This window comes from Bacillus sp. AFS023182, assembly GCF_002560575.1.
GTDB classification, from domain to species: Bacteria; Bacillota; Bacilli; order Bacillales; family Bacillaceae_G; genus Bacillus_A; species Bacillus_A arachidis.
This window is the reverse complement of sequence record NZ_NTRO01000010.1, coordinates 122,275-143,759: the sequence shown is the minus strand read 5'-3', so window position 1 is coordinate 143,759 and position 21,485 is coordinate 122,275. Positions and strand designations below refer to the sequence as shown.

General features: G+C 36.1%; 23 protein-coding genes and 2 pseudogenes. 16 read left to right on the top strand and 9 right to left on the bottom strand.

The features are described 5' to 3' along the window. The 3 genes from CN288_RS06010 to CN288_RS05995 all read left to right on the top strand — a co-directional run. On the top strand, positions 1-708 hold a 708-nt coding region (locus CN288_RS06010; protein WP_098301955.1), incomplete at its 5' end, for a phospholipase C. A gap of 464 nt (positions 709-1,172) precedes the next feature. Further along, positions 1,173-1,973, top strand: a complete 801-nt coding sequence (locus CN288_RS28190) for an ABC transporter ATP-binding protein (protein ID WP_139265544.1) — start codon at positions 1,173-1,175, stop codon at positions 1,971-1,973. 177 nt (positions 1,974-2,150) lie between these two features. Then, positions 2,151-2,462: a heavy metal-binding domain-containing protein gene (locus CN288_RS05995; protein ID WP_026590607.1), complete on the top strand. Its 312-nt coding sequence runs from the start codon at positions 2,151-2,153 to the stop codon at positions 2,460-2,462. A 640-nt stretch (positions 2,463-3,102) separates the two neighbouring features. Here the strand turns inward: CN288_RS05995 and CN288_RS05985 are convergent. Then, a complete protein-coding gene (locus tag CN288_RS05985; protein WP_098301952.1) occupies positions 3,103-3,861 on the bottom strand; it encodes an SDR family oxidoreductase in 759 nt (252 codons plus the stop codon). 146 nt (positions 3,862-4,007) lie between these two features. Here CN288_RS05985 and CN288_RS05980 point away from each other — a divergent pair, with 146 nt between their 5' ends. Beyond that, positions 4,008-4,574, top strand: coding sequence for a TetR/AcrR family transcriptional regulator (locus tag CN288_RS05980; protein ID WP_090691558.1), 567 nt, complete (start codon positions 4,008-4,010; stop codon positions 4,572-4,574). 56 nt (positions 4,575-4,630) lie between these two features. On the opposite strand, the gene CN288_RS05975 is transcribed toward CN288_RS05980, so the two are convergent. Next, positions 4,631-4,771, bottom strand: a complete 141-nt coding sequence (locus CN288_RS05975; RefSeq protein ID WP_003195687.1) for a YflJ family protein — start codon at positions 4,769-4,771, stop codon at positions 4,631-4,633. A 152-nt stretch (positions 4,772-4,923) separates the two neighbouring features. Between CN288_RS05975 and CN288_RS05970 the strand changes: the two genes are divergently transcribed. Next, complete coding sequence (locus tag CN288_RS05970; RefSeq protein WP_026590604.1) at positions 4,924-5,283, top strand: hypothetical protein; 360 nt, start codon at positions 4,924-4,926, stop codon at positions 5,281-5,283. Positions 5,284-5,309: 26 nt separating this feature from the next. On the opposite strand, the gene CN288_RS05965 is transcribed toward CN288_RS05970, so the two are convergent. Further along, on the bottom strand, positions 5,310-5,495 hold the full coding sequence (locus CN288_RS05965) for a YhzD family protein (protein WP_090691563.1): 186 nt from the start codon (positions 5,493-5,495) through the stop codon (positions 5,310-5,312). Positions 5,496-6,150: 655 nt separating this feature from the next. Between CN288_RS05965 and CN288_RS05960 the strand changes: the two genes are divergently transcribed. The 5 genes from CN288_RS05960 to yhaM all read left to right on the top strand — a co-directional run bounded on the left by CN288_RS05960 (position 6,151) and on the right by yhaM (position 12,487). Further along, on the top strand, positions 6,151-6,768 hold the full coding sequence (locus CN288_RS05960) for a matrixin family metalloprotease (RefSeq protein WP_090691566.1): 618 nt from the start codon (positions 6,151-6,153) through the stop codon (positions 6,766-6,768). Between the two features lie 32 nt (positions 6,769-6,800). After that, a complete protein-coding gene (locus CN288_RS05955) occupies positions 6,801-7,031 on the top strand; it encodes a hypothetical protein (RefSeq protein WP_090691570.1) in 231 nt (76 codons plus the stop codon). A gap of 301 nt (positions 7,032-7,332) precedes the next feature. Further along, the gene (locus tag CN288_RS05950; protein WP_098301951.1) at positions 7,333-8,577 is read left to right on the top strand and encodes a metallophosphoesterase family protein; all 1,245 of its coding nucleotides are present in this window, start codon (positions 7,333-7,335) and stop codon (positions 8,575-8,577) included. Continuing rightward, positions 8,574-11,501 (top strand): ATP-binding protein, encoded by a 2,928-nt coding sequence (locus CN288_RS05945; RefSeq protein WP_098301950.1) that lies wholly within the window; start codon positions 8,574-8,576, stop codon positions 11,499-11,501. The genes CN288_RS05950 and CN288_RS05945 overlap by 4 nt, the downstream gene beginning before the upstream one ends. 41 nt (positions 11,502-11,542) lie before the next feature. Then, on the top strand, positions 11,543-12,487 hold the full coding sequence (yhaM, locus tag CN288_RS05940) for a 3'-5' exoribonuclease YhaM (protein ID WP_026590593.1): 945 nt from the start codon (positions 11,543-11,545) through the stop codon (positions 12,485-12,487). Between the two features lie 307 nt (positions 12,488-12,794). Here yhaM and CN288_RS05935 read toward each other — a convergent pair whose 3' ends face one another. Then, positions 12,795-13,226, bottom strand: a complete 432-nt coding sequence (locus CN288_RS05935) for a VOC family protein (protein ID WP_090691576.1) — start codon at positions 13,224-13,226, stop codon at positions 12,795-12,797. 199 nt (positions 13,227-13,425) lie between these two features. On the opposite strand from CN288_RS05935, the gene CN288_RS05930 reads away from it, so the two are divergent. Together CN288_RS05930 and CN288_RS05925 are read left to right on the top strand one after the other, a co-directional pair. Then, a complete protein-coding gene (locus CN288_RS05930; protein WP_098301949.1) occupies positions 13,426-14,520 on the top strand; it encodes a response regulator aspartate phosphatase in 1,095 nt (364 codons plus the stop codon). Continuing rightward, positions 14,520-14,711 (top strand): Phr family secreted Rap phosphatase inhibitor, encoded by a 192-nt coding sequence (locus CN288_RS05925; RefSeq protein ID WP_098301948.1) that lies wholly within the window; start codon positions 14,520-14,522, stop codon positions 14,709-14,711. Before CN288_RS05930 ends, CN288_RS05925 begins: the two co-directional genes overlap by 1 nt. Before the next feature lie 56 nt (positions 14,712-14,767). Here CN288_RS05925 and CN288_RS29455 read toward each other — a convergent pair. The 5 genes and pseudogenes from CN288_RS29455 to CN288_RS05900 all read right to left on the bottom strand — a co-directional run. Beyond that, a pseudogene (locus CN288_RS29455) lies at positions 14,768-14,884 on the bottom strand (SMI1/KNR4 family protein); the annotation flags it as partial. 112 nt (positions 14,885-14,996) lie between these two features. Next, the gene (locus CN288_RS05915) at positions 14,997-15,305 is read right to left on the bottom strand and encodes a hypothetical protein (protein WP_098301947.1); all 309 of its coding nucleotides are present in this window, start codon (positions 15,303-15,305) and stop codon (positions 14,997-14,999) included. Positions 15,306-15,357: 52 nt separating this feature from the next. Beyond that, positions 15,358-15,459: pseudogene (locus tag CN288_RS05910) on the bottom strand (YrhA family protein); the annotation flags it as partial. Positions 15,460-15,519: 60 nt separating this feature from the next. Continuing rightward, entirely contained in the window at positions 15,520-15,807 is a 288-nt protein-coding gene (locus tag CN288_RS05905) for a hypothetical protein (RefSeq protein WP_026590588.1), read from the bottom strand. A gap of 93 nt (positions 15,808-15,900) precedes the next feature. Next, positions 15,901-16,362: an SMI1/KNR4 family protein gene (locus CN288_RS05900; RefSeq protein ID WP_098301946.1), complete on the bottom strand. Its 462-nt coding sequence runs from the start codon at positions 16,360-16,362 to the stop codon at positions 15,901-15,903. A gap of 316 nt (positions 16,363-16,678) precedes the next feature. Here CN288_RS05900 and CN288_RS05895 point away from each other — a divergent pair, with 316 nt between their 5' ends. The 4 genes from CN288_RS05895 to CN288_RS05880 all read left to right on the top strand — a co-directional run bounded on the left by CN288_RS05895 (position 16,679) and on the right by CN288_RS05880 (position 21,457). Then, a complete protein-coding gene (locus CN288_RS05895) occupies positions 16,679-17,326 on the top strand; it encodes a metallophosphoesterase family protein (RefSeq protein WP_098301945.1) in 648 nt (215 codons plus the stop codon). 284 nt (positions 17,327-17,610) lie between these two features. After that, positions 17,611-18,501 carry an alpha/beta fold hydrolase gene (locus tag CN288_RS05890; RefSeq protein ID WP_098301944.1) on the top strand — a complete coding sequence of 297 codons (891 nt, stop codon included), beginning with the start codon at positions 17,611-17,613 and terminating at the stop codon, positions 18,499-18,501. Positions 18,502-18,724: 223 nt separating this feature from the next. Next, positions 18,725-21,112, top strand: a complete 2,388-nt coding sequence (locus CN288_RS05885) for an immune inhibitor A domain-containing protein (RefSeq protein ID WP_098301943.1) — start codon at positions 18,725-18,727, stop codon at positions 21,110-21,112. 144 nt (positions 21,113-21,256) lie between these two features. Beyond that, positions 21,257-21,457 (top strand): sporulation YhaL family protein, encoded by a 201-nt coding sequence (locus CN288_RS05880; protein WP_026590583.1) that lies wholly within the window; start codon positions 21,257-21,259, stop codon positions 21,455-21,457. Positions 21,458-21,485 lie beyond the last annotated feature (28 nt).

Here is a 21,485-nt window from a genome sequence, read left to right as displayed (position 1 = left end):
AGTTCTCATTTATGGATTGTAAACAGAGCCATTGATATTATGTACCAAAATACGACTGTTGTGAAGCAAAATGAGACAGCTCTATTAAATGAATGGCGTACAGATCTAGAGAAAGGTATTTACTCTGCGGATTATGAAAACCCATACTATGATAATTCTACATTTGCTTCACACTTCTATGATCCTGATTCAGGAAAAACGTATATTCCATTTGCTAAACAGGCAAAGCAAACAGGAGCGAAATATTTTAAATTAGCTGGTGAAGCTTATCAAAATAAAGATCTGAAAAATGCATTCTTCTATTTAGGATTATCACTTCATTATTTAGGGGATGTTAATCAACCTATGCATGCAGCAAACTTTACTAACATTTCGCATCCATTTGGCTTCCATTCAAAATATGAAAACTTCGTTGATACGGTGAAAGACAATTATAGGGTAACAGATGGAAATGGTTATTGGAATTGGAAAAGTGTAAATCCAGAAGAGTGGGTTCATGCTTCAGCTACTGCTGCAAAAGCTGATTTCCCATCAATTGTTAATAGTAATACGAAAAATTGGTTCCTAAAAGCTGCTGTATCACAAGACTCTGCTGATAAGTGGCGTGCTGAGGTAACGCCGGTAACGGGAAAACGCTTAATCGAAGCGCAACGTATTACAGCTGGATATATCCATTTATGGTTTGATACGTACGTGAATAATAAATAACAAATACATTTACACATGGCAAAAGTTAAAGCATCATCTACTTCAACATTTGCAATTAAAACAGACGATTTGAAAATAATTCGCCTAGATGTGGTAGAGAAAATTGATTAAACAGAGCTTCCCAAAAAGCTCCTTTAAAATGATAAAACCCCAAGACAGTGAAAATTCCTTTTCTCTGTCTTGGGGTTTTGTGGTTCTGGACAGGCTTATCCGATAAAATGAGTTGCCCTTTTTTCGTCCTATGCACGGCTTTAACACCACTTATGTAATGGCTTAAATCCAAACATAGAAAGAACTTACCTTTTAATAAACCCAATGAATGAACGGTTTTAATGAGAGCGCTTAAAATTATATATTTAAAGATGGATTCGATATTAAATCGGATCCATTTTTTTCTAGGGAATCTCATCTATTTTTGATAGATTAATAGTTAAGACATACAAATAAGGGGTAGGGATGTAGAAATGGAACTATTTGATTATTATAAGCGGAAAGGGAAGTTTAAACTTCTTATTGGAACAGGTATTTTTCTGTTTGCGCTATGGTGTGTATACGGGACTTGGGGATTTGTGAATTGGGGACACATTATCTTTATTGTTCTTGTTTCTTCTGTTTTTTTCGGAATTGGATTTTGGCAATTACGAAAAGGAAACTTGATACAAAAGAATACGGTGAAAAGTAATGTAACGTTTTGGGATGTCGATACGTTTGTCGTATTAGAATTGCCTAAACAGAATAAACAATTTGGCCTATATCATCCAGATGGGGGATATGTTGCTGGAACAAAGATCATTTCATCTAACATTCTTTTTTCAGTGATACCTTTTTTGAGAAATAAAGATGTTTATGGATTAGAAACGAGTAGCGGGGAAATTCTTGCATATTTTCATACTGGAGCTGACGGATATGATTGGGTAATCTATGATTCGAATTATAACCAGCTTGGTATGTTTAAAGAGAAAATGATACAAAGTTTTGGCTCGATACGTGGCTCTTTGATGACGGATAAAGAAACGAAGTTATCTGATGTAAAAGTTGAGGTTGATTTTATTCAAACAACTCTCCGTACAACAGATGGACGTACATTAGCAATCGGTAAGCAAGGGTATATGCCTATAGAATGGAGTGAAAGGTTTATGGGGTTAAACGTACCTACTATTACACTAGGTCCCAATGCGTCTAAGAATGAAAAAATTCTAGGGCTAGGGGTGCTCCTTTATAGTTTATACATAATTGAAATTAGGAAAAGTAGAGAGAGCGTTTAATAGGAAAAATAAAAAGAACAGAGTCCGCGAAAGTGACGCTGTTCTTTTTGCTTATAATTCTTACAAAAGTGTCACCTTTTTGTAAGGTTAGTAAATAGTTTATTTATTTTTTTCATGTAATAATACAGGTATAAGAAACGCAAATACATTTTTATAAATTATAGGAGAGTGTCAGTAATGATTGTAACAACAACTTCTGGAATTCAAGGTAAAGAAATTATTGAGTATGTGGATATTGTAAATGGTGAAGCGATTATGGGCGCAAATATTGTACGTGATTTATTTGCTTCTGTTCGTGATGTTGTCGGTGGCCGCGCTGGCGCATATGAAAGTAAATTAAAAGAAGCTCGTGATATTGCGATTGAAGAAATGAAACAACTTGCGAAGCAAAAAGGAGCAAATGCAATTGTTGGCGTTGATGTAGACTATGAGGTTGTTCGTGACGGAATGTTAATGGTTGCTGTAAGTGGTACGGCTGTACGTATATAAAATACATATTAGATAAATGAATAAACTATCTCTATAGAATAGATAATTTTATAAAGAGATGTTTAAAAGATGGTTTCGATATTGTATCGAAGCCATTTTTTTATATCCGTTTATCGTTTTTATCTTTATTAAATGCACGTACAGATGTACCGGCTAAACAGCAGAAGAAGCAATGTAAAGGGGATGAAGATGATTGTTCCTGCAAAAGGAAAGGACGGTGCTTATCAAGTTGTAATCATTGATGATGTTTTAAATGAGACTGAGTTAGAGAAAATTATGATTTCCTTGTTGAAATAAAAACGGCATGATAAGAAAAGGGCCCTGAGAGTAGAATAGTGTGATTCACACAAAATGATTGGAGATTGCATAGTTCCTCTCTTCGTATAAGGTATAAGTTTTAAGTATTCGTATGAAACGATAGCTAATCAATTAGAAAAGTTCTATTTGTTATGTAATTGACTGGAAGAAAAGAAGCAACGTCAAAAAACATTGCTTCTTTTCATGTATTAAGCAGATTGTCTCTTTGCTTTTTCAAGCAAACTTGCCAATACATGCGTACGATATGATTCTAGCTTAAGCACGAGATTCAAATGGAACAAATTACGAGCGGAAAGGTGAATATAATAGGTGTTCATGAACATTAATATGAAGTCCAGCCACCGTCTACAGCAATGACTTGTCCGTTTACGAAGCTAGCCTCGTCTAAGCCTAAGAAGATAGCTAGTTGTGCAACTTCTTCTGGTTGTCCAACGCGTGGATTAATTGCCATACCTAATGATTGGCGGCTCATACCAAATTCGCTCAAATGAGTCATTGAAGAAGCAATGTTTGTCATGACTGCTCCAGGAGCGATTCCGTTACAACGAATGTTTTTGTCCGCATACATGAAGGCAGTGTTTTTTGTTAGGCCAACGACTGCATGTTTAGATGCTGTGTAAGCAGCACCAGCACGTGCACCGTATAATCCGCCAGCGGAAATATTATTGACGATTGTGCCGTGTCCTTGTTCTAAGAATAGATTTACTGCAATCCGCATTGCTTTCATGACAGATACCGTATTAACAGAGAAAACCTTCTCCCAGCGTTCGTCTAAAATTTCACCAACAGGTTCCATTCCATCCATAATGCCGGCATTATTAACAAGAATATCTAATTTTCCATAAGTTTGTTTTGTTTCATCAAAAAGACGTTGTAGATCCTCATCGGAAGTCACGTTTGTTTGAACAGCAATGGCTTCTGCACCTATAGCCTTAATTCCCTGTACTACATGTTGAGCCCCTTCTAAGTTTAAGTCTGATACAACGACCTTTGCTCCTTCTTTTGCATAACCTTCTGCAATAGCTTTCCCCATGCCTGATGCAGCACCAGTGACAATTGCTACTTTTCCTTTTAATCTCATCTGAAACGGCCCCCTTTGTCTTTTTATTGAACAGTTGTTCAATAAAAATTATAATCATATAAAAGAACGCTTACAATGAGCAAAATAACGATAACTGTTCAATAATTAACACATAGTAAGAGATGTGTTTAATAAGAGGTGAAAAAATGATGCGTACAGATATGCGTATTGTGAAAACAAAAGAGGCGTTACATAATGCATTGTTAGAATTATTAAACGAAAAAAGTCTAGAAGTCATCTCAATCTCGGAAATTTGTAGAAAAGCAAAAATAAATCGTGGCACATTTTACTTGCATTATACACAAATAGAAGATTTATTTGAGGAATATTTTAAGGAAATTACAGCAGATTTGGCATGTTCTTATCAAGAACCTTATCGCCATGTATCAGTATTGAGAACTAGTAACTTAGATCCTTCTACCATTCGGATTTTTCATCATATCGAAAAATACAAATCATTTTACAGAATTATTTTTTCCAAAAAGGTTCCATTAATGTACTACTATTTACTGTTCGAGGAAATAAAGAAATTGTTACTTCAAGATCAAGAAGCTTTGCTTAAAGAAGGAGTTAATCATTCGCTTTATTCTTCTTATCAAGCGAATGCGATAATTGGCATAATTATTGAGTGGTATCAAAATGATTTTTCGTATAGTACAAGTTATTTAAATGATCAACTTGTTCAATTTTTAAATATGAGAGTAGACGGCTAATTGAACAAAAAAAGAGAAAAGAAGCAACGCCATAAAACGTTGCTTCTTTCTTTGTATTAAGCTGACTCTCTCTTCATTCTCTCAAGCAAACTAGCCAAAACATGCGTACGATAAGATTCTAGTTTTTTACCTTCATAAGTACGGATACCTAATTTTTTTAGTTCTTTTACGTACCAACCTTTGCTACCGAAATACATGTAATCGCTCCCCTTCAAATTTGTTTTTGTAATTTATTCTGATTTTGGAGGTTCAGGATGTAGATGAAGGAAATGAATTTCGTGTGAAAATGGTTAACTTTGATGCAAAAGACATATATACTAAAGGTAGTATATAACGAGGTGGGCGCGACGTGATTATAGAGAAGCACGAAATTCAAATTGACCAAATTACGAGCGGAAAGGTGAATATATTTACTTTCTACCGAAATAGAAAGCAAATTGACGATCCGTTTTTAAAATTGCAGGAACCATCGCTTACGGCGAACTACTATTTCCATTTTCATTTGGATGCGGAAAGCCTGAGTCTTCTGCAGGAAGAGTTTCCTAGCATATATCCGTACGACGGGAATGGGACCATTCACGACTGGACAGAAAAGATGAAAGATGAACTGCAGCGCCAAATTCAAACTGGAAAGTGGAATAGACGCGTGCGTATTGGTAATCGGATTCTAGATGTGGTATTTACGTGGTGTGATGAAGAAATAGAATGAAAAAGAAGCGGATGACGCTTCTTTTTTTAGCGCTGGAATAAAACGAGTTTTCCTGCTGAAGATGTGCAGCGATGTGTTTTTTCATGCAATCCTTTTTCTTGTAAAATGGATGTCCCTTTTGATTTCGCTTCTGCTTCTGTTGTCGCCTCGAATGATTCGTCTAGCATTTTGGAACCATCTTTTTCAAAGACTGTTAGAATATATACTCCCATGAAAATTCCCTCCAAAGATTAAAATCAGAATCTTATAACTATTTTGTCATAAATCTTTAGAATATGCAAAGAAATATGTGACATGATCGGTAATAAGTAGAAGGGCTTTTGTATTTACTTTATTTTTGAAGAGAAAGGAGGGGGATGGGTAAAAAACACCCCATATGTAAAATTGCATGAAAACATCAGGTAACATAGTGCTATTATTTTATTATAGATCTGCTCTATATTTTTTCATTAATCATGTTGAAACCCTACAGAAAAACAATTGGTGAACTAAAGAACTGAAGGAAGGCACTCATTGAGTGCCTTTTCTTTATGAAAAAATCCCCATACAATGTGCAGGGATCAAGCGTAAATCGTAAACCGTTCAGTTGGGTGAACAACATCATAATGATACATAAATTCCCCACTAGCAAAACAGTAAAATCTCTTTTTCTCTTTAGTAAAATGTAATTTTCTCATGTGTTTTCATATGATATATCCGTTATATAAATTGATTTTTAGAGATAGGAGCCTACCCAAAATTTTTAAATCAATTATTTACTGATAATGTACGAATATACGCAAGTGCCGTTACCTAAAATGGACAAGCTGCATCTATTAATAGTAGTACACCATTTGTACAACCTATTCTATATATAGAGATGATGAAATGCCTTGTGTTGTAATCGACTTTTATATTGCACCTGGGTCAACTATAACAGATGCTCAGTTTAGAGAACATGTACGCTGGGTAAATCGGATTTGGAAAGTAGGGGCTGGTATTGATATAAGATATCGTTTTCGAGATCCTGCGGACAGCAGTAGAATTGTAAGAGTACCAGTAGATGGTCCAGTAGTTCTTCCTGATCAAACTTTCCCTTGTGAATTTACTGTGTTTGAAGATCTCCCTGAAAACTTCCAAGCTGATTTAGATAGCAGACCTTATGGTACAGGACCATGGCCAGAACCAAATGAAGTAGATATTGCTGTATTCTATATAAATGGACCAATAACACTTGATAACGGTACCATAGTACAAGGATGCGCCCCTATTTGGAGTCCTAACATTTATAGTCCAAGCATTCTTATTGCAAATCCTAGAGATAATGTACTTTCTAATAGCCCACTAATCCTTGCGCATGAACTAGGACATGTTTTTGGTCTAGAACATGTTGATGCTGAAGATAATATTATGCACGTTCCATTAATAAACAATGTATCCACTCAATTAACCCAAAAACAAATTAATGATGCTTATAATTCAATTAGTGATCTTCCTGATTGTTAGTAAAAAGATTAAATTAAAACAAAAAAGAAGAGGTGATTAAAATAAAAGAGAAACACTTTCTGCATAAAAAAGCAAGATACCGTTCATATACAAAAGATAAACAAGATAGTATAACACAATGGAATATAACTCCAGATAAAGTGCAATCTTCTAAAAACAATTGCGGTTGTAGTTATGGGAATGCACCAGATGATTTACCAGTCGATTTCCCACCAAACACTTGCAAAGAAAATCCTTGGAAAGTAACTCCCCCAGCCGACTAAATCCTCTCATTATCAGGTCATCTTTACATAAAATTAGTGAAGGTGACCTGGTGGAAACCAGCTTGTTTGTTTTACCTTTTGAATTTACTTTCGTTTTAATCATAGCCTCAAATGATCTAGCTAGTACTTTGAGCCATCTTTTTCGAAAATGGTTCTTGTATATAACCATGAAAATCCCCTCTAGAATAAACAATCAGAATGTTAAAGCTATTCAACTGTAAAACGAACAATTATACAAAAGAAATCTGTGATATATCGTGCTAAAATAAGACTGAGTATCACGGAGAAAGGACGTTACATTGTGAAAGAAGTAAAGTTTATACATGCGGCAGATTTACATTTGGATAGTCCGTTTAAAGGAATGGAAATGAATGTGTCGTCATCTGTTTGGGAGAGAATGAAGCAAAGTACGTTTCAGTCATTTGAACGTATTATCGATAAAGCGATTCAAGAGCGCGTTGATTTCATGCTGATTGCGGGAGATTTATATGATGCGGAAACGAGAAGTCTTAGAGCGCAAGTGTTTGTGAGAGAGCAAATGAAGCGCCTTTCGCAGTATGACATTCCTGTTTATATCATTCATGGTAACCATGATCATTTAGGAGGAAGCTGGGCGGCAATTGAGTTTCCTGAGAATGTTCATGTGTTTACAGAGCCATATGTAGAAGCGAAGCCGTTTTATAAAGATGGTGAACTGCTTGCATCTATTTATGGGTTTAGTTATTTACAACAAGCTGTCACGGATAATATGACAGCGCAGTATGAAAAAATGAGCGATGCGCCTTTTCATATTGGGATGCTTCACGGAAGTGTGGAAGGTGGCGATGCAGAGCATAATCGCTATGCGCCGTTTCAAATTCGTGAGCTGAAGGAGAAAGGGTTTGATTATTGGGCTCTTGGTCATATACATAAACGCGAGATTTTAGCAGAGGAGCCATATATCATTTATCCAGGTAATATACAAGGGCGCCACCGGAAGGAAACGGGAGAAAAGGGAGCGTATCTTGTTGAGATTACAGAGCGAAAGGCGAATTGTTCTTTCTTTAGTACGGCAGATGTAGTTTGGGGAGAAATGGAAATTAGTATCGATGAACTACAGACAGTTGATGACCTTATGACGGCTTGTTCAAAAGCGCTGAACGAATGGCGTAAAGAAGAGGAGGGAACTCTTCTGACAGCTGTGTTTACTGGCCAAGGCCCTCTAGCTTCTTATTTACGTGATGAAAAACGTGTGGAAGAGATTTTTCATATTTTGGCAGCGGGAGAAGAGCGTAGAGATTTTGTATATGTAATGAAGTGGAAGAATGAGACGATTTCATTTGCTGAAACCGAGCGTTTAAAAGAGGAAAATCATTTTGTTGGTAGTGTATTGCAAGAACTAGAATCCTTTACGAATATGGATGCGGTGCTGCGAACGATTTGGACATCTCCTGTCGCGCGTAATGTGATTGAGTCTTTTTCAGAAGAGGAGAAAGCAGAGATTCAAAAGGAAGCGGAAAATATTATATTAGAGCAATTATTCCAGCAAGAGAGGGATAAAAAATGAGAATTGAGAAACTCCATATTTATGGCTATGGGAAATTAGAAAATGTGGAAATGGATCTTTCATTGCTGACGGTGTTGTACGGTGAAAATGAAGCGGGAAAATCGACGATTCGTTCGTTTATGAAGAGTATTTTATTTGGTTTTCCAATGAGAGGGCAAAGACGCTACGAACTGAAAGAAGGCGGGAAGTACGGCGGTAGGGTGACCGTTATGACGGAGCAGTATGGAAGACTCAAAATCGAGCGTCTTCCGAAAACGGCTGCTGGAGAAGTGACGGTTTACTTTGAAGATGGAAAAACAGCTGGTGAAGAAGTACTGCAGACTCTGCTAAGCGGGATGAATGAGAACCTGTTTGATTCTGTCTTTTCGTTTGATATGCATGGTCTCCAAAATATTCATCATGTTGGAGAAGCTGAAATCGGAAATTATTTGTTTTCGGCGAGTGCAGTTGGAAGTGATGCGCTCTTGCAGTTAGATAAAAAGCTAGAAAAAGAAATGGAGCAGCGTTTTAAGCCGAATGGCCGTAAGCCGGAGATTAATGTGTCGCTTCAAGAAATAAAGAAACTGCAAGAAAAGCTTGGGGCGTGGCAAGGGAAAATTGGTACGTATGAAAAGCTAATGGGGCAGTTAAAAGAAAGTGAAGGGCGTCTTGCTCACATTCGGGATGAAAAAGAGATGGCAGAGAAACGTAAGCAAGACTATGAAGTGTTGGCCACGCTACAACCTCTTGTCATTGAAAAACAAGCGTATGAAAAAGCGCTAGAAGAGCAGAAGAATCCGTTTCCAGTTCGAGGTGTAGAACGTTATGAAACGATAAAAGCAAAACTGGAGCCGCTTTTGGTGCAACTTGATTCAATCCAGAAACGGATGGAAATGGTGCAATCGGAATTGGATGGGATAGAAGTACAAGAAGAACTGTTGCAAAAAGATAGTTATGTAGAAGAACTTCGTATGCAGCATATGTCATATGAAAATGCGCGCCAAGAAATGCGCGATATTACAGTAAGCATCGGGAATATGAAAGAAGAGATAGAAGAGCTCGAGCAGCAAATTGGTACTACTTTTGAAAAAGAAAAGGTACTGTCATTTGATACAAGCCTTGCGGCAAAAGAAATGATAACGCAAACGGTGCAAAAGGCGAGAGAGTTAGATAATCGGAAAGAGCAGCTTGATGAGCGCTTTAAAGTGGCGCAGGAGCAATTAGAAGAACAGGAAGAAAACGTAGGGCATATTCGGAAGCAGATGTTATCGGATGAAGAGCGGCAGAACCTTGTAGAAAAAGAAAAGTCGTTTCAAGATACAGTCTTGATAGGTACTGGTGCGGAGCGCATTAAGCGTAAATATGAAGAAAGAATGAAAACCGCGCGGGAAAAGAAAAAGCGTTGGCAGACGATTTGTTTCCTTTTGTTAGCTGTTAATACAGTGATATTGCTGACAAGTGTATTTCTAGATAATCGTGCGTTGTTATTTACGAGTGTTATCTTTTTTGTCTTAATTGTACTTGCACTTGTTTTGTATAAAGATAATTCTTCAGATAGCTTACAAGAAGAACTGCTCTCGCTGCAGCAAAGTGCAGGTGGAAGGCAAAATGAAGAGGCACTATCTATTCGTTATCAAGTAGAAAAAGATGAAGAAATACGTAAATTATTTGAGCGAGAGTCTTATAAGTTACAACAAATTGAAAGAACCTATGAAAGAGTGGTTTCTGCATATGAAGAATGGGAGCGAGATACGTTTCATGTGGGAGAGCAAGTCGATACATATAATGCGCGTTATTCGTTCCCAAGTTTTTATACATATGCGCATGTATTATCAGCATTTGAACGTGTGGAAAAGATGCAACAGTTATATCGCGAAGTAGGAAAGATGGCGGAGCGAAAAGAGATATTATATGAAATGATTTCGCAGTTTGAACATAAACTAGAGAACGTTATGAGAAATACAGAATGTGATCATCTTCATATGATTCGTGATCGCATTCAAAAGGAAAAAGAAAAAGGGCAAAAGAAGGAGCAACTTGTAGGAAAGCTTGCTGATTGGAAAGAAGAGCGGGAAGTACTGCAGCACCAAGTAAAACAACTTACAGTAGAACGAGATGCGCTCTTAGAAATGGCAGCAGTTACTAATGAAGAAATGTTTTTAGAGCTTGGTAAGAGAGCAGAAAAGCTTGAGGAGGCAGAGAAGCAAGTAGAGCGGCTATCACCTCAAATTGATATGTTAGAAAAGCGTTTAACAAGCTTATCATTAGTGGAACACTACCAAGTGAAAGGATATGAAGAAAACTTAAATCAAGAAGAACTTCGTATACAAGGCTTCCTTTCAGAAGAGAAGAAATTGACCGAGAGTATTGCGGAGCATCGCGTGGAGATTGCGAATTTAGAAGAAGGTAGTACGTACGGTGACTTATTACATGAATGGGAAATGAAAAAATCGCATGTACGTGAGCAAGTGAAAAAGTGGGCTGCATACGCGACTGCTAAAACGGTGTTAACAAAAACAAAGCAATATTATCATGAAGTACAGCTGCCCCGTATTCTACAAAAGGCCGAGGAGTATTTTGTATACTTAACAGGTGAGAAGTATAGTAAGATTTTTTCGCCATCAGAAAGTGAGCCGTTTATTGTAGAACGAAGTGATGGTATGCGTTTTTATAGTCATGAACTAAGTCAGGCGACAGCGGAGCAACTGTATTTGTCACTAAGATTTGCACTAGCCCGGACGTTTGAACATGATTATCCATTTATTATTGATGATAGCTTTGTACATTTTGATGCAATAAGAACAGAACGAACAATCCAATTAATAAAAGAAATTGCGAAGGATAGACAAGTGATTTTCTTTACATGTCATGCCCATCTATTATCATTCTTTACAGAAAAACAGATTATAAAATTAACACATGAACGTAAAGAAAATAAGGTGTAGTGTGCTATACTAAAAGTACTTAAGTTGGTGGAGGAATCAGGATGAAAAAGAAAATTGCAGAATATGAAGTTGGTGAACAAGTCGATGTCTTTTTGCTAATTAAAACAGCAACAAAAGGTATCGCAAGTAATGGGAAGCCATTTTTAACAGTAATCTTACAAGACCAAAGCGGGGATATTGAAGCGAAGCTATGGGATGTATCACCAGAAGTAGAGAAGCAATATGTAGCCGAAACGATTGTAAAAGTAGCTGGAGATATTCAAAACTATAAAGGGCGCATTCAACTTCGTGTGAAGCAAATCCGCGTTGCAAATGCGAATGAAATAACAGATATCTCAGATTTTGTAGAAAAAGCTCCAGTGAAAAAAGAAGATATGGTAGAAAAGATTACACAGTACATATTTGAAATGAGAAATTCGAACATTCAGCGTCTGACAAGACACTTATTGAATAAACATCAAAATGAATTTTTAGAATATCCAGCAGCAACGAAAAATCATCACGAGTTCGTATCAGGACTTGCGTATCACGTTGTGTCGATGCTTGATTTAGCGAAAGCAATTTCTACGCTATATCCATCTTTAGATAAAGATTTACTATATGCAGGCGTTATTTTACACGACCTTGGTAAAGTCATTGAATTATCTGGTCCGATTTCAACAACATATACACTAGAAGGAAACCTACTAGGTCACATTTCCATTATGGTAAACGAAATTGGAAAAGCCGCAGATGAACTGAAAATTGAAGGCGAAGAAGTACTAATTCTTCAACATATCGTCTTATCTCATCACGGAAAAGCCGAATGGGGTAGCCCAAAACCGCCATTAGTAAAAGAAGCAGAAATCCTGCATTACATCGATAATTTAGATGCGAAGATGAACATGATGGATCGTGCCCTTGGCCGCACGAAACCAGGTGAATACACAGAGCGTGTCTTTGCCCTTGATAATCGTTCGTTTTATAAACCTACTTTTCACAACTAAATAGTACTTATGAGGCAAGTGATTTTAGCAAACTTCTAACATTGCTTGCCTACAATTTGCCCACGAGATTTTAAAAACTCGTGGGCAAATTGGTTTACGGCTGTTTCCTCTATCATATCTTTCGAGAGGACTCCCACCTGTATGACATTGTTGAGAAAAAGCTGTGTAAAAAGTCAGGGTGTCCTGCCTCATAGAAAAATACATCTCCAGAAAATCCTACTGTCATTTTTTGTTAGTCCTTTTTTACCTTGTTTGAAAGTACTAGTTGGTAAGGTACTTTAATAGTCTACGTTTATCCAAATAATATCTAGAAAGAAAGCATAGCTCCTCTGTCATCAAAGATAGAATCAGGATTCCATGCTACTTCCCAAAGATTGTTTTCTGGATCGGCAAAATAAGCCGTTCTTCCTCCCCAAAAAGCATCGCTTGGTTCCCTTAAAATTTTTCCGCCTACATTTCGAATTTCCTCAATTGTTGTATCAACTTGTTCAGGCTTATCTACATTGATAGCAAACGTTACACCACGAAAGCTGTTTACGTCTTGAGTAATGGAAACACCAGCATCTCTTGCTAATTCCTCAATAGGAAATATAGAAAGAATAACACCTGCCGTTTTAAATGCCGCATAAGTATCTGAACTGATTTCGGTCTCTTCCCACCCTAGACTTTTATAAAATGCCCGAAGAACAGGTAAGTTAAAAGCACCAATTGTTATTAGACTTACTCTTTGTAGTACCATCCGTATATGACCTCTATAATTTTATATCTTTATAAATTCAATATAAGATTTAAATACCCTTTCTTTCACTCAATTCGTAATTGTACTGGTAAAAATCTGAAAATTATTTCTCAACTTATGCAGAAAAGAAATTATATACAATTTGTGGAAAAGTGTTAATATTTAGATAATTACAGAAAGAAATGAGGGGAGAAATTCTATGAGTGCACATGTAGTAACGAAAGAACAGATTAAGCATTCATTAGACGCTTGGTATCAATCGATGCTGAAGCAGCAAGTGGAGAAAGCGACAGAATTGAAAGAAGAAATTGATGAGAAGATTGTTAATGCCGAAGAAGATCAAAATCTATTGTTATATTATTCTTTACTAGATTTTAGATATAAGGTGTTAACTGATAGTTTAAGCATTACAAAAAATAGTTTTGATGTAATTGAATCATGTAACACAGCTTCTGACGAGGTTCTTTCGTATTACTATCACTTTTTCAAAGCGATACATGCCACATTAACAACGAACTATAATGAGGCTAGTGAATATTATGAGAAAGCTGAGAAATTGTTAAAACATATACATGATGAGTTGGAATATGCTGAATTTTATTATAGGATTGCTATTTTTAAGCAACATTTCTATAAACCTATTGAAGCTATTCAATATGTAAATAAAGCAAAAGAAATTCTTGTTAAACATAAAGGGTATGAAAAGAACATTGCTTCATGTGAAAGTGTTCTAGGAGCAGCGTGTGTGCAACTTCGCCAATACGAACAAGCAGAAGAAAAGTATAATTCGGCAATTAATATTTTACAAAAACAAAATGAAGAATCGTTACTTTTAAGAGTACGTAATAATCTAGGTTGGTTGTATGCAAGTCAAAATCTTTCAGCACTGGCAATTCGTCATCTATCTGAAGTTACAACAAAAATGCCGACACATTTTAAAGCGATTTTTCTACAAGCTAGAGAACATCATAAACTAGGTGAAATAAATATTGCTGAGGAATTACTTACAAATGGGTTAAACATTTGTACTGAATTGAATAATGAAGAATATATACATCACTTTACTATTTTAAAAGCACTAAATAATAATGTTCCAACAGAAGAATTAGAAAAGATTATTCTTGAAGGAATTAATTATTTCGACAAAGAATCACTATATAATTACACTCAAGAATATACAGAAAAACTAGCAGTTAAATTTTACGGTGAAAACAATCATGTAAAAGCAAGTGAGTACTTCTACACAGCATTACAGGCAAAAGAAAAAACGTTTGAGAAAGGGGCATTAAAATAATGTTTAAAAAAATTCGTGTGGTGGTAACAGGTTTAGCGTTAGCTGGTATCGTATCTGTTGGTTTAAATAGTTCATTTACACAGCAAGCTAATCATGGGGATGTACCGGCACCTGCAAACCCTGACTTAGCATACAATGTTGGAGCACCTGATAATAGTCACGCAGACTTCCCAGCACCAAAAGAAATTTAATTGAATTTCCAGCAAAAACAGAAGAACGTTTACCCTCACTAATAGGCGTTCTTCTTTTATTTGTTTTTTTCATCGTCTATACCATCTAAGTTTGAGCCATATTCATAGATATCTTGCCTCAAACGAAAATCCGCAACTGAAAATGGATCCATAAACTGATTAAAAACCACCTTATCTTATCCAGCATTAACGGACAGTAAGACCCCCATCTCAAAGTTCAGTGAAAGTAAAGAAGTTAGGTAAGGGCTTAAGTCCGCCGCTGATTAAGGTTTCACTTTATAAAGCTTATACAATAAACTCAAGGTATTCCGGGAAATCTATCTGATCCATATTTTCCATACCACCATTTTCTCTTACGTGAACATATATTTTGTGAATACATTTATACAACAAGGAAATATGTTTTTTCGGCATATCATCTAGACAAACAAATGCTTCATTAGGGTTAGTTTCATTCTTTAAAACTTTAAAATTCCATCTACTATAAAGATCTGGATATAACATACAAGATTCAGTATTTGGACCAAAACTGTAAATTACATTTTCTTTATCCTCATACTCTTTCATTATTGCAATCAGTGGATATCTTCCCATTGCTTTAAACACTCCTTATTTCTTTGTTAAGGGGGATTGAAGGTATCACACGTTCTCTTAATCTCTGAACCTCAGTATCTAGAGCGGGTGTATTCAGCTTATAACCAACGCTTTTCAGTATGTTTTCAATTTCTAAAATCAAGTTTTTCCACATATAAAAAACTCTTTTTTTAATCTATTTTAGGATAGATAGTATCTTTTGGCATCGGTCAATTTATCTCCAGCGCCATGCGATCGTTGTATCTTCTATGTAAATAGCCGGTATATCGATCCCTAAATATTTACCTTCATTTTCATCTAAAATAGACCAATTACTTTCCGCCAAAAATTCTGAATCTGCGACTTCAAAATCGAATTCATTGTCTTCATCAACCATCCCGTGAAAATATTCATGAAATGGCTTACTATTTTCATTTAAGTGAATCGTCCCATACATCCACGGTGTGTCTGTGGATACTTCTGTAATATCACCTAATTCAATATCCTTAAAGTATAGTTTCATATGAACACCTACTTATCCTTGAAATAAAAAGGCACTTATTATCATGAGAGTTCCATTCAAATAACACGATTGATATTGTGAATCTTTCAATCATCAATTCTCCTCATATTCATAAACGAATAGGCCGTTAATTAGTGTTTCAAAATCAGGAGCTAATTCTAAAATGAAAATATCTTCTTCCCATTCTAAATCGATGTATAGGATTGGTGGATTTTCTTTTGTGTGTCTATAATCCAGCGCAATCCACCAATGTCCGTCTCCACATAAAAGCAGAATATCTTTTGGTAATTCCCACTCTTCAATGTAATAAGCGCTTGATAGAATTCCTTTTTCTCCAATCCCATTTATGTAGTTAACGCTAACATGGTCTTCTGCCCAACCTGTTGGAACAGAAGTAGGATAAGCATCATAAATTAAATACCCTCCGTTTTGTATTTTACATAAGTCAATATATGATTTCGGTAACTTTACGCCTAGCTTATTTTCAGCGGAAACAACCATTTCATCTGTTAAATCTTCTAGTTTTTTACTAGATGTATCCCAAATGTTTCTCATTTAAATTTCTCCTTTTATTCAAATAAGTTTTTTATTTTATTATAAATAATTCATTCCCTTTTTTACAAAAAATCACAAACATAGATTTATAGTGATTCCAAATAGCTGTTTTCTTCCGCTATTTACGTATATAAAATCCCCGCTTCAAAATTCAGCAAAAGAAAAGAAGTAAGGTGAAGGATGAAGAAAACCCTACTGATTAAAGATTCCCTTTATTAAAATGAGGATGTATGTCTTGCCCTAATTTCACTAGAGGGGTAAGTTAGTTAAAGAGGGATAAACGTTTTCATTTAAAATAAGGAGGATTCTGTACCCTATGAATTATTTTATTATAGGCGATGTCCATGGGTGTTATTATACATTTAAGAATTTGCTCAATAAATATTGGGATAAAGAGAATGAAATGGTTTTCCAATTAGGTGATTTAATTGATAGAGGAAAAAACTCACCTCAAATGGCCCAATTTGCAATACAATTAAGTGCTGATTTTCCTAGTCAAGTCAAATTTTTAAAGGGGAATCATGAGTTTGAAATAATTAGTCATTTTGATAATCCACCGAATAACAATTGGCTAAGACAGTGTGGGGAAGAGACACTGGATCAATACAGGAAAGTGAATAGAGATTATATGAATGATGTTAGATGGTTTAGAAATCTTCCGCTATATTGGGAAAATGAACACCTGTTTCTAAGTCACGCAGGAATTTCCAAACAATCAGAAAATCCATTCATAGAGGAAGATGAGTATGGCGTTTTATGGAATCGCAGTCCGTTAAAGAATATTAATAAATTGCAAATTATAGGACACACACCTTGCAAAAATCCGTATTATGACATTGAAAGTAATACATGGAATATAGATACAGGTGCTGCTTATTTAGGGTATTTGACAGGTGTGAAAATTAAACCTAATGGAGAAATATTAGAATTTATTAGGGAAGATACAGACGTAAGAGATAAATAGAATCATTTCAAGCTTTTAGTAGAGTAAAAGGAATATAAATTTCTCTGAAAAGAATTGACTTACTTTTTATTTGTAACTAAAATAATTACAGGTGAGTTGAATAGTATAAAGGTAATCAAGAAATATTCCAGTGCATTCTTATTTAGAGAGAAAGCATATTTTTTTACTATAGTTGTAACCTAATTTGTTACAACTGTGGTAGCTATAAAATACGTACAAAATGTAAAAGCTTATTTTAAGTGTATTCGTTCTTGATTCACAGCAATAGAAAGGAGACAGTTAACTTGAAACAATTAAAGTTCTATATAATTAGTGGTCTTGCACTTGTATTATTAGTGGTTTGTAACGTTGTGGAAAGGCCTACAGCGAAGGTACAGGAAGTAAAGGATACAATGGTAACAAGACTGAACACAGAAGAAAAGATGGCGGAAATTGATGGACAAACGATATATTTTAAACAAATTGGTGAAGGAAACCCGCCGCTGCTTATGCTTCATGGCTTTGGTGGTTCTTCTGATGGATTTGGTGATATTTATCCAGGATTAGCGAAAGATCATACGATCATTGCGGTTGATATTTTAGGATTTGGTCGTTCTTCTAAGCCGGTGGATTTTCAGTATTCATTTCCAGCACAAGCAAATTTATATTATAAGTTAATGAAAAAATTAGGCTACGATAAGTTCGCTGTTCTCGGTCATTCCATGGGAGGAGAGATTTCTCTTAATTTGACGTATTTATATCCTGAAGCGATTACGCACCTTATTTTAGCGGACTCGACAGGAATAGAATCCTTCCAGCAAAAAGAAGGTTTCCAAAAGCCGAATTTATCGGTTGATGTAAATACGGTATCTACCATTACGGATTATGATAAAAATGCGGTGAAAAATAGAAGAGATGATAAAGAGCATTATAGTGAATTGACGAAAATGAGAGAGCGCCGCATTGCGATGGATGCGAATGAAATCAAGGTGCCAACCTTAATTATTTGGGGCAGAAATGATAAAAGCGTTTCATGGAAAAATGGTGAAACTTATCATCAACTATTGAAAAATAGTACATTCCATATGATTGAAAAAGGGTATCATGCTCCGTTTCGTCAAGAGCCGGAAGAGTTTATGAAATATGTCCAAGCTTTTTTTGAAAAGCATGCTGTATCTACCAATAGAATTTTTTAATTATAAACCCGTTTCTTCTTTCTTAAGAAGATGATTCGAACGAAGGTTCTGCTATTTAGGGCAGAACCTTTTTGTTTTGCTGTCTTATGTGTTTCATCCTGCATAAAAAAATATTTCTCAACATTTTATTTGTTGAAAAATATTGAATATTCGTCATAATACGAATATTATATTGTTATTGGCAAAAAAAACAGATAATTTGCAAACATGGGGAGGAAGTACATTGAAAAACAATGGGAAGAGAAAACCTTTATCAGTATTAGCAACAGCGGCAGTATTAAGCAGTACTTTTGCATTTGGGGGGCAATCTGCATATGCTGAAACGCCATCATCATCTCTACCAATCGATGAACATTTAATACCAGAGGAACGTTTAGCAGAAGCGTTAAAAGAACGAGGCGTTATTGATAAATCTGCATCACAAGCTGAGACATCAAAGGCTGTTGAAAAGTATGTTGAGAAAAAGAAAGGGGAAAACCCTGGGAAAGAGATTGTTCCTGGAGATAGTTTGACGCAAGAAGCATCTGATTTTATGAAAAAAGTAAAAGATGCAAAGATGCAAGAAAAGGAACAAGCAGATAAACCGGCTGAAGGAACAGTAGCTGGACAAGCATCTGGATTTACCCCTGGTAAGTTAAATGGAAAAGTTCCGACTGCACCAGCGAAGCAAGAAGGATATAACGGTGCTGTTCGAACAGATAAAGTGCTTGTTTTACTCGCGGAGTTTAGTGATTTTAAACATAATAATATTGATCAAGCGCCAGGATATATGTATTCTAAAGACTTTGATCGTGAGCATTATCAAAAAATGTTATTTGGTGATGAGCCATTTACGTTATTTGATGGATCGAAGATTAACACATTTAAACAATATTATGAAGAACAATCTGGTGGTAGCTACACAGTTGATGGAACTGTAACGGAATGGCTAACTGTTCCAGGGAAAGCTTCCGATTACGGTTCAGATGCTGGTACTGGTCATGATAATAAAGGACCTTTAGGACCACGTGATTTTGTGAAGGAAGCATTAAAAGCAGCAGTAGCAAAAGGAATTAACTTGGCTGATTTTGACCAATTTGATCAGTACGATCAAGATGGTGACGGAAATAAAAATGAGCCAGACGGCATTATTGATCATTTAATGGTTGTTCATGCGGGTGTAGGACAAGAAGCTGGCGGCGGTAAATTGAAAGATGATGCAATTTGGTCTCACCGTTCAAAACTTGGATCAAAACCATATGCAATTGATGGCACACAAGCTTCTGTTCCGAATTGGGGCGGAAAGATGGCTGCATACGATTATACAATCGAACCTGAAGATGGAGCGGTTGGTGTGTTTGCGCATGAGTACGGTCATGATTTAGGTTTACCAGATGAGTATGACACAAAGTATACAGGACAAGGTGAACCTGTTGAGTCATGGTCTATTATGAGCGGAGGCAGCTGGGCTGGAAAAATTGCAGGAACAGAGCCAACGAGCTTGTCACCACAAAATAAAGAGTTTTTCCAAAAGAATATGGGCGGAAACTGGGCGAATATTTTAGAAGTAGATTACGATAAACTTCGCAACGGCATTGGCGCTGCAACATATATCGATCAAAGTGTTACAAAGTCAAAACGACCAGGAATTGTTCGTGTTAACTTACCGGACAAAAATATTAAAAATATTGAAGCGGCATTTGGTAAGAAGTTTTATTACAGTACAAAAGGAAATGACATGCGTACAACACTTGAGACACCAGTATTTGATTTAACAAATGCAGCGAATGCTAAGTTTGATTATAAGGCATTCTATGAGCTTGAAGCGAAGTATGATTTCCTTGACGTGTACGCTATTGCAGAAGATGGAACGAAGACACGTATTGATAGAATGGGAGAAAATGATGTAAAAGGCGGTATGGATACAACTGATGGTAAGTGGGTTGATAAATCATACGATTTAAGCCAATTCAAAGGGAAAAAAGTAAAACTACAGTTTGAATATTTAACAGATATCGCAGTAGCTTATAAAGGATTTGCGTTAGATAATGCAGCGTTAACTGTAGATGGCAAAGTTGTTTTCTCTGATGATGCTGAAGGTCAACCAGCAATGACGTTAAAAGGATTTACTGTATCTGATGGATTTGAACAGAAAAAACATAACTACTATGTAGAGTGGAGAAATTACGCTGGTTCTGACCAAGCATTAAAATATGCGCGTGGTCCAGTATTTAATACAGGAATGGTTGTATGGTACGCAGATCAAAGCTTTACAGATAACTGGGTAGGCGTTCATCCAGGTGAAGGATTCCTAGGTGTAGTAGATTCTCATCCAGAGGCAATCGTAGGTACATTAAATGGACAACCGACTGTGAAGAGCAGTACGCGTTATCAAATTGCCGATGCGGCATTCTCATTTGATCAAACGCCAGCATGGAAAGCAGATTCACCAACTCGCGGAATCTTTGACTATAAAGGATTACCAGGCGTTGCGAAATTTGATGATTCTAAGCAGTACATCAACAGTATCATTCCAGATGCAGGACGTAAATTACCGAAACTAGGCTTAAAGTTTGAAGTAGTAGGCCAGGCTGAAGACAAGTCTGCAGGTGCAGTTTGGATTCATCGATAGAATAAGATAAAACTAGAAGCAGTACTCTTAAGGGGTACTGCTTTTATGATGTGAAAAAGAATGTATGGAAAAGAGTCATAATCTTGTCCTTCCTCTCATACAGTGAAACTAACAAGGCTTGTCTTAGGAAAGGAAGGAAATCAATTGGAAACTTTACCATGGTGGGTTTATCTTGTTATTATCGGGATTGTCGTAAGTGGCTACATGGTTTTATATACTTCAAAAAAAGAGCAAGAGATGGATAATGAGTTTATTGAAAAAGAAGGCGAAGTATATATGAAGCGTTTAGAGGAAGAGCGCGAGCGACGTAATCAAGAGAGTGATAAGGATTCTGTGTTGCTGTAATGAGAGTAAGTGGTGAATAACGAGTCGG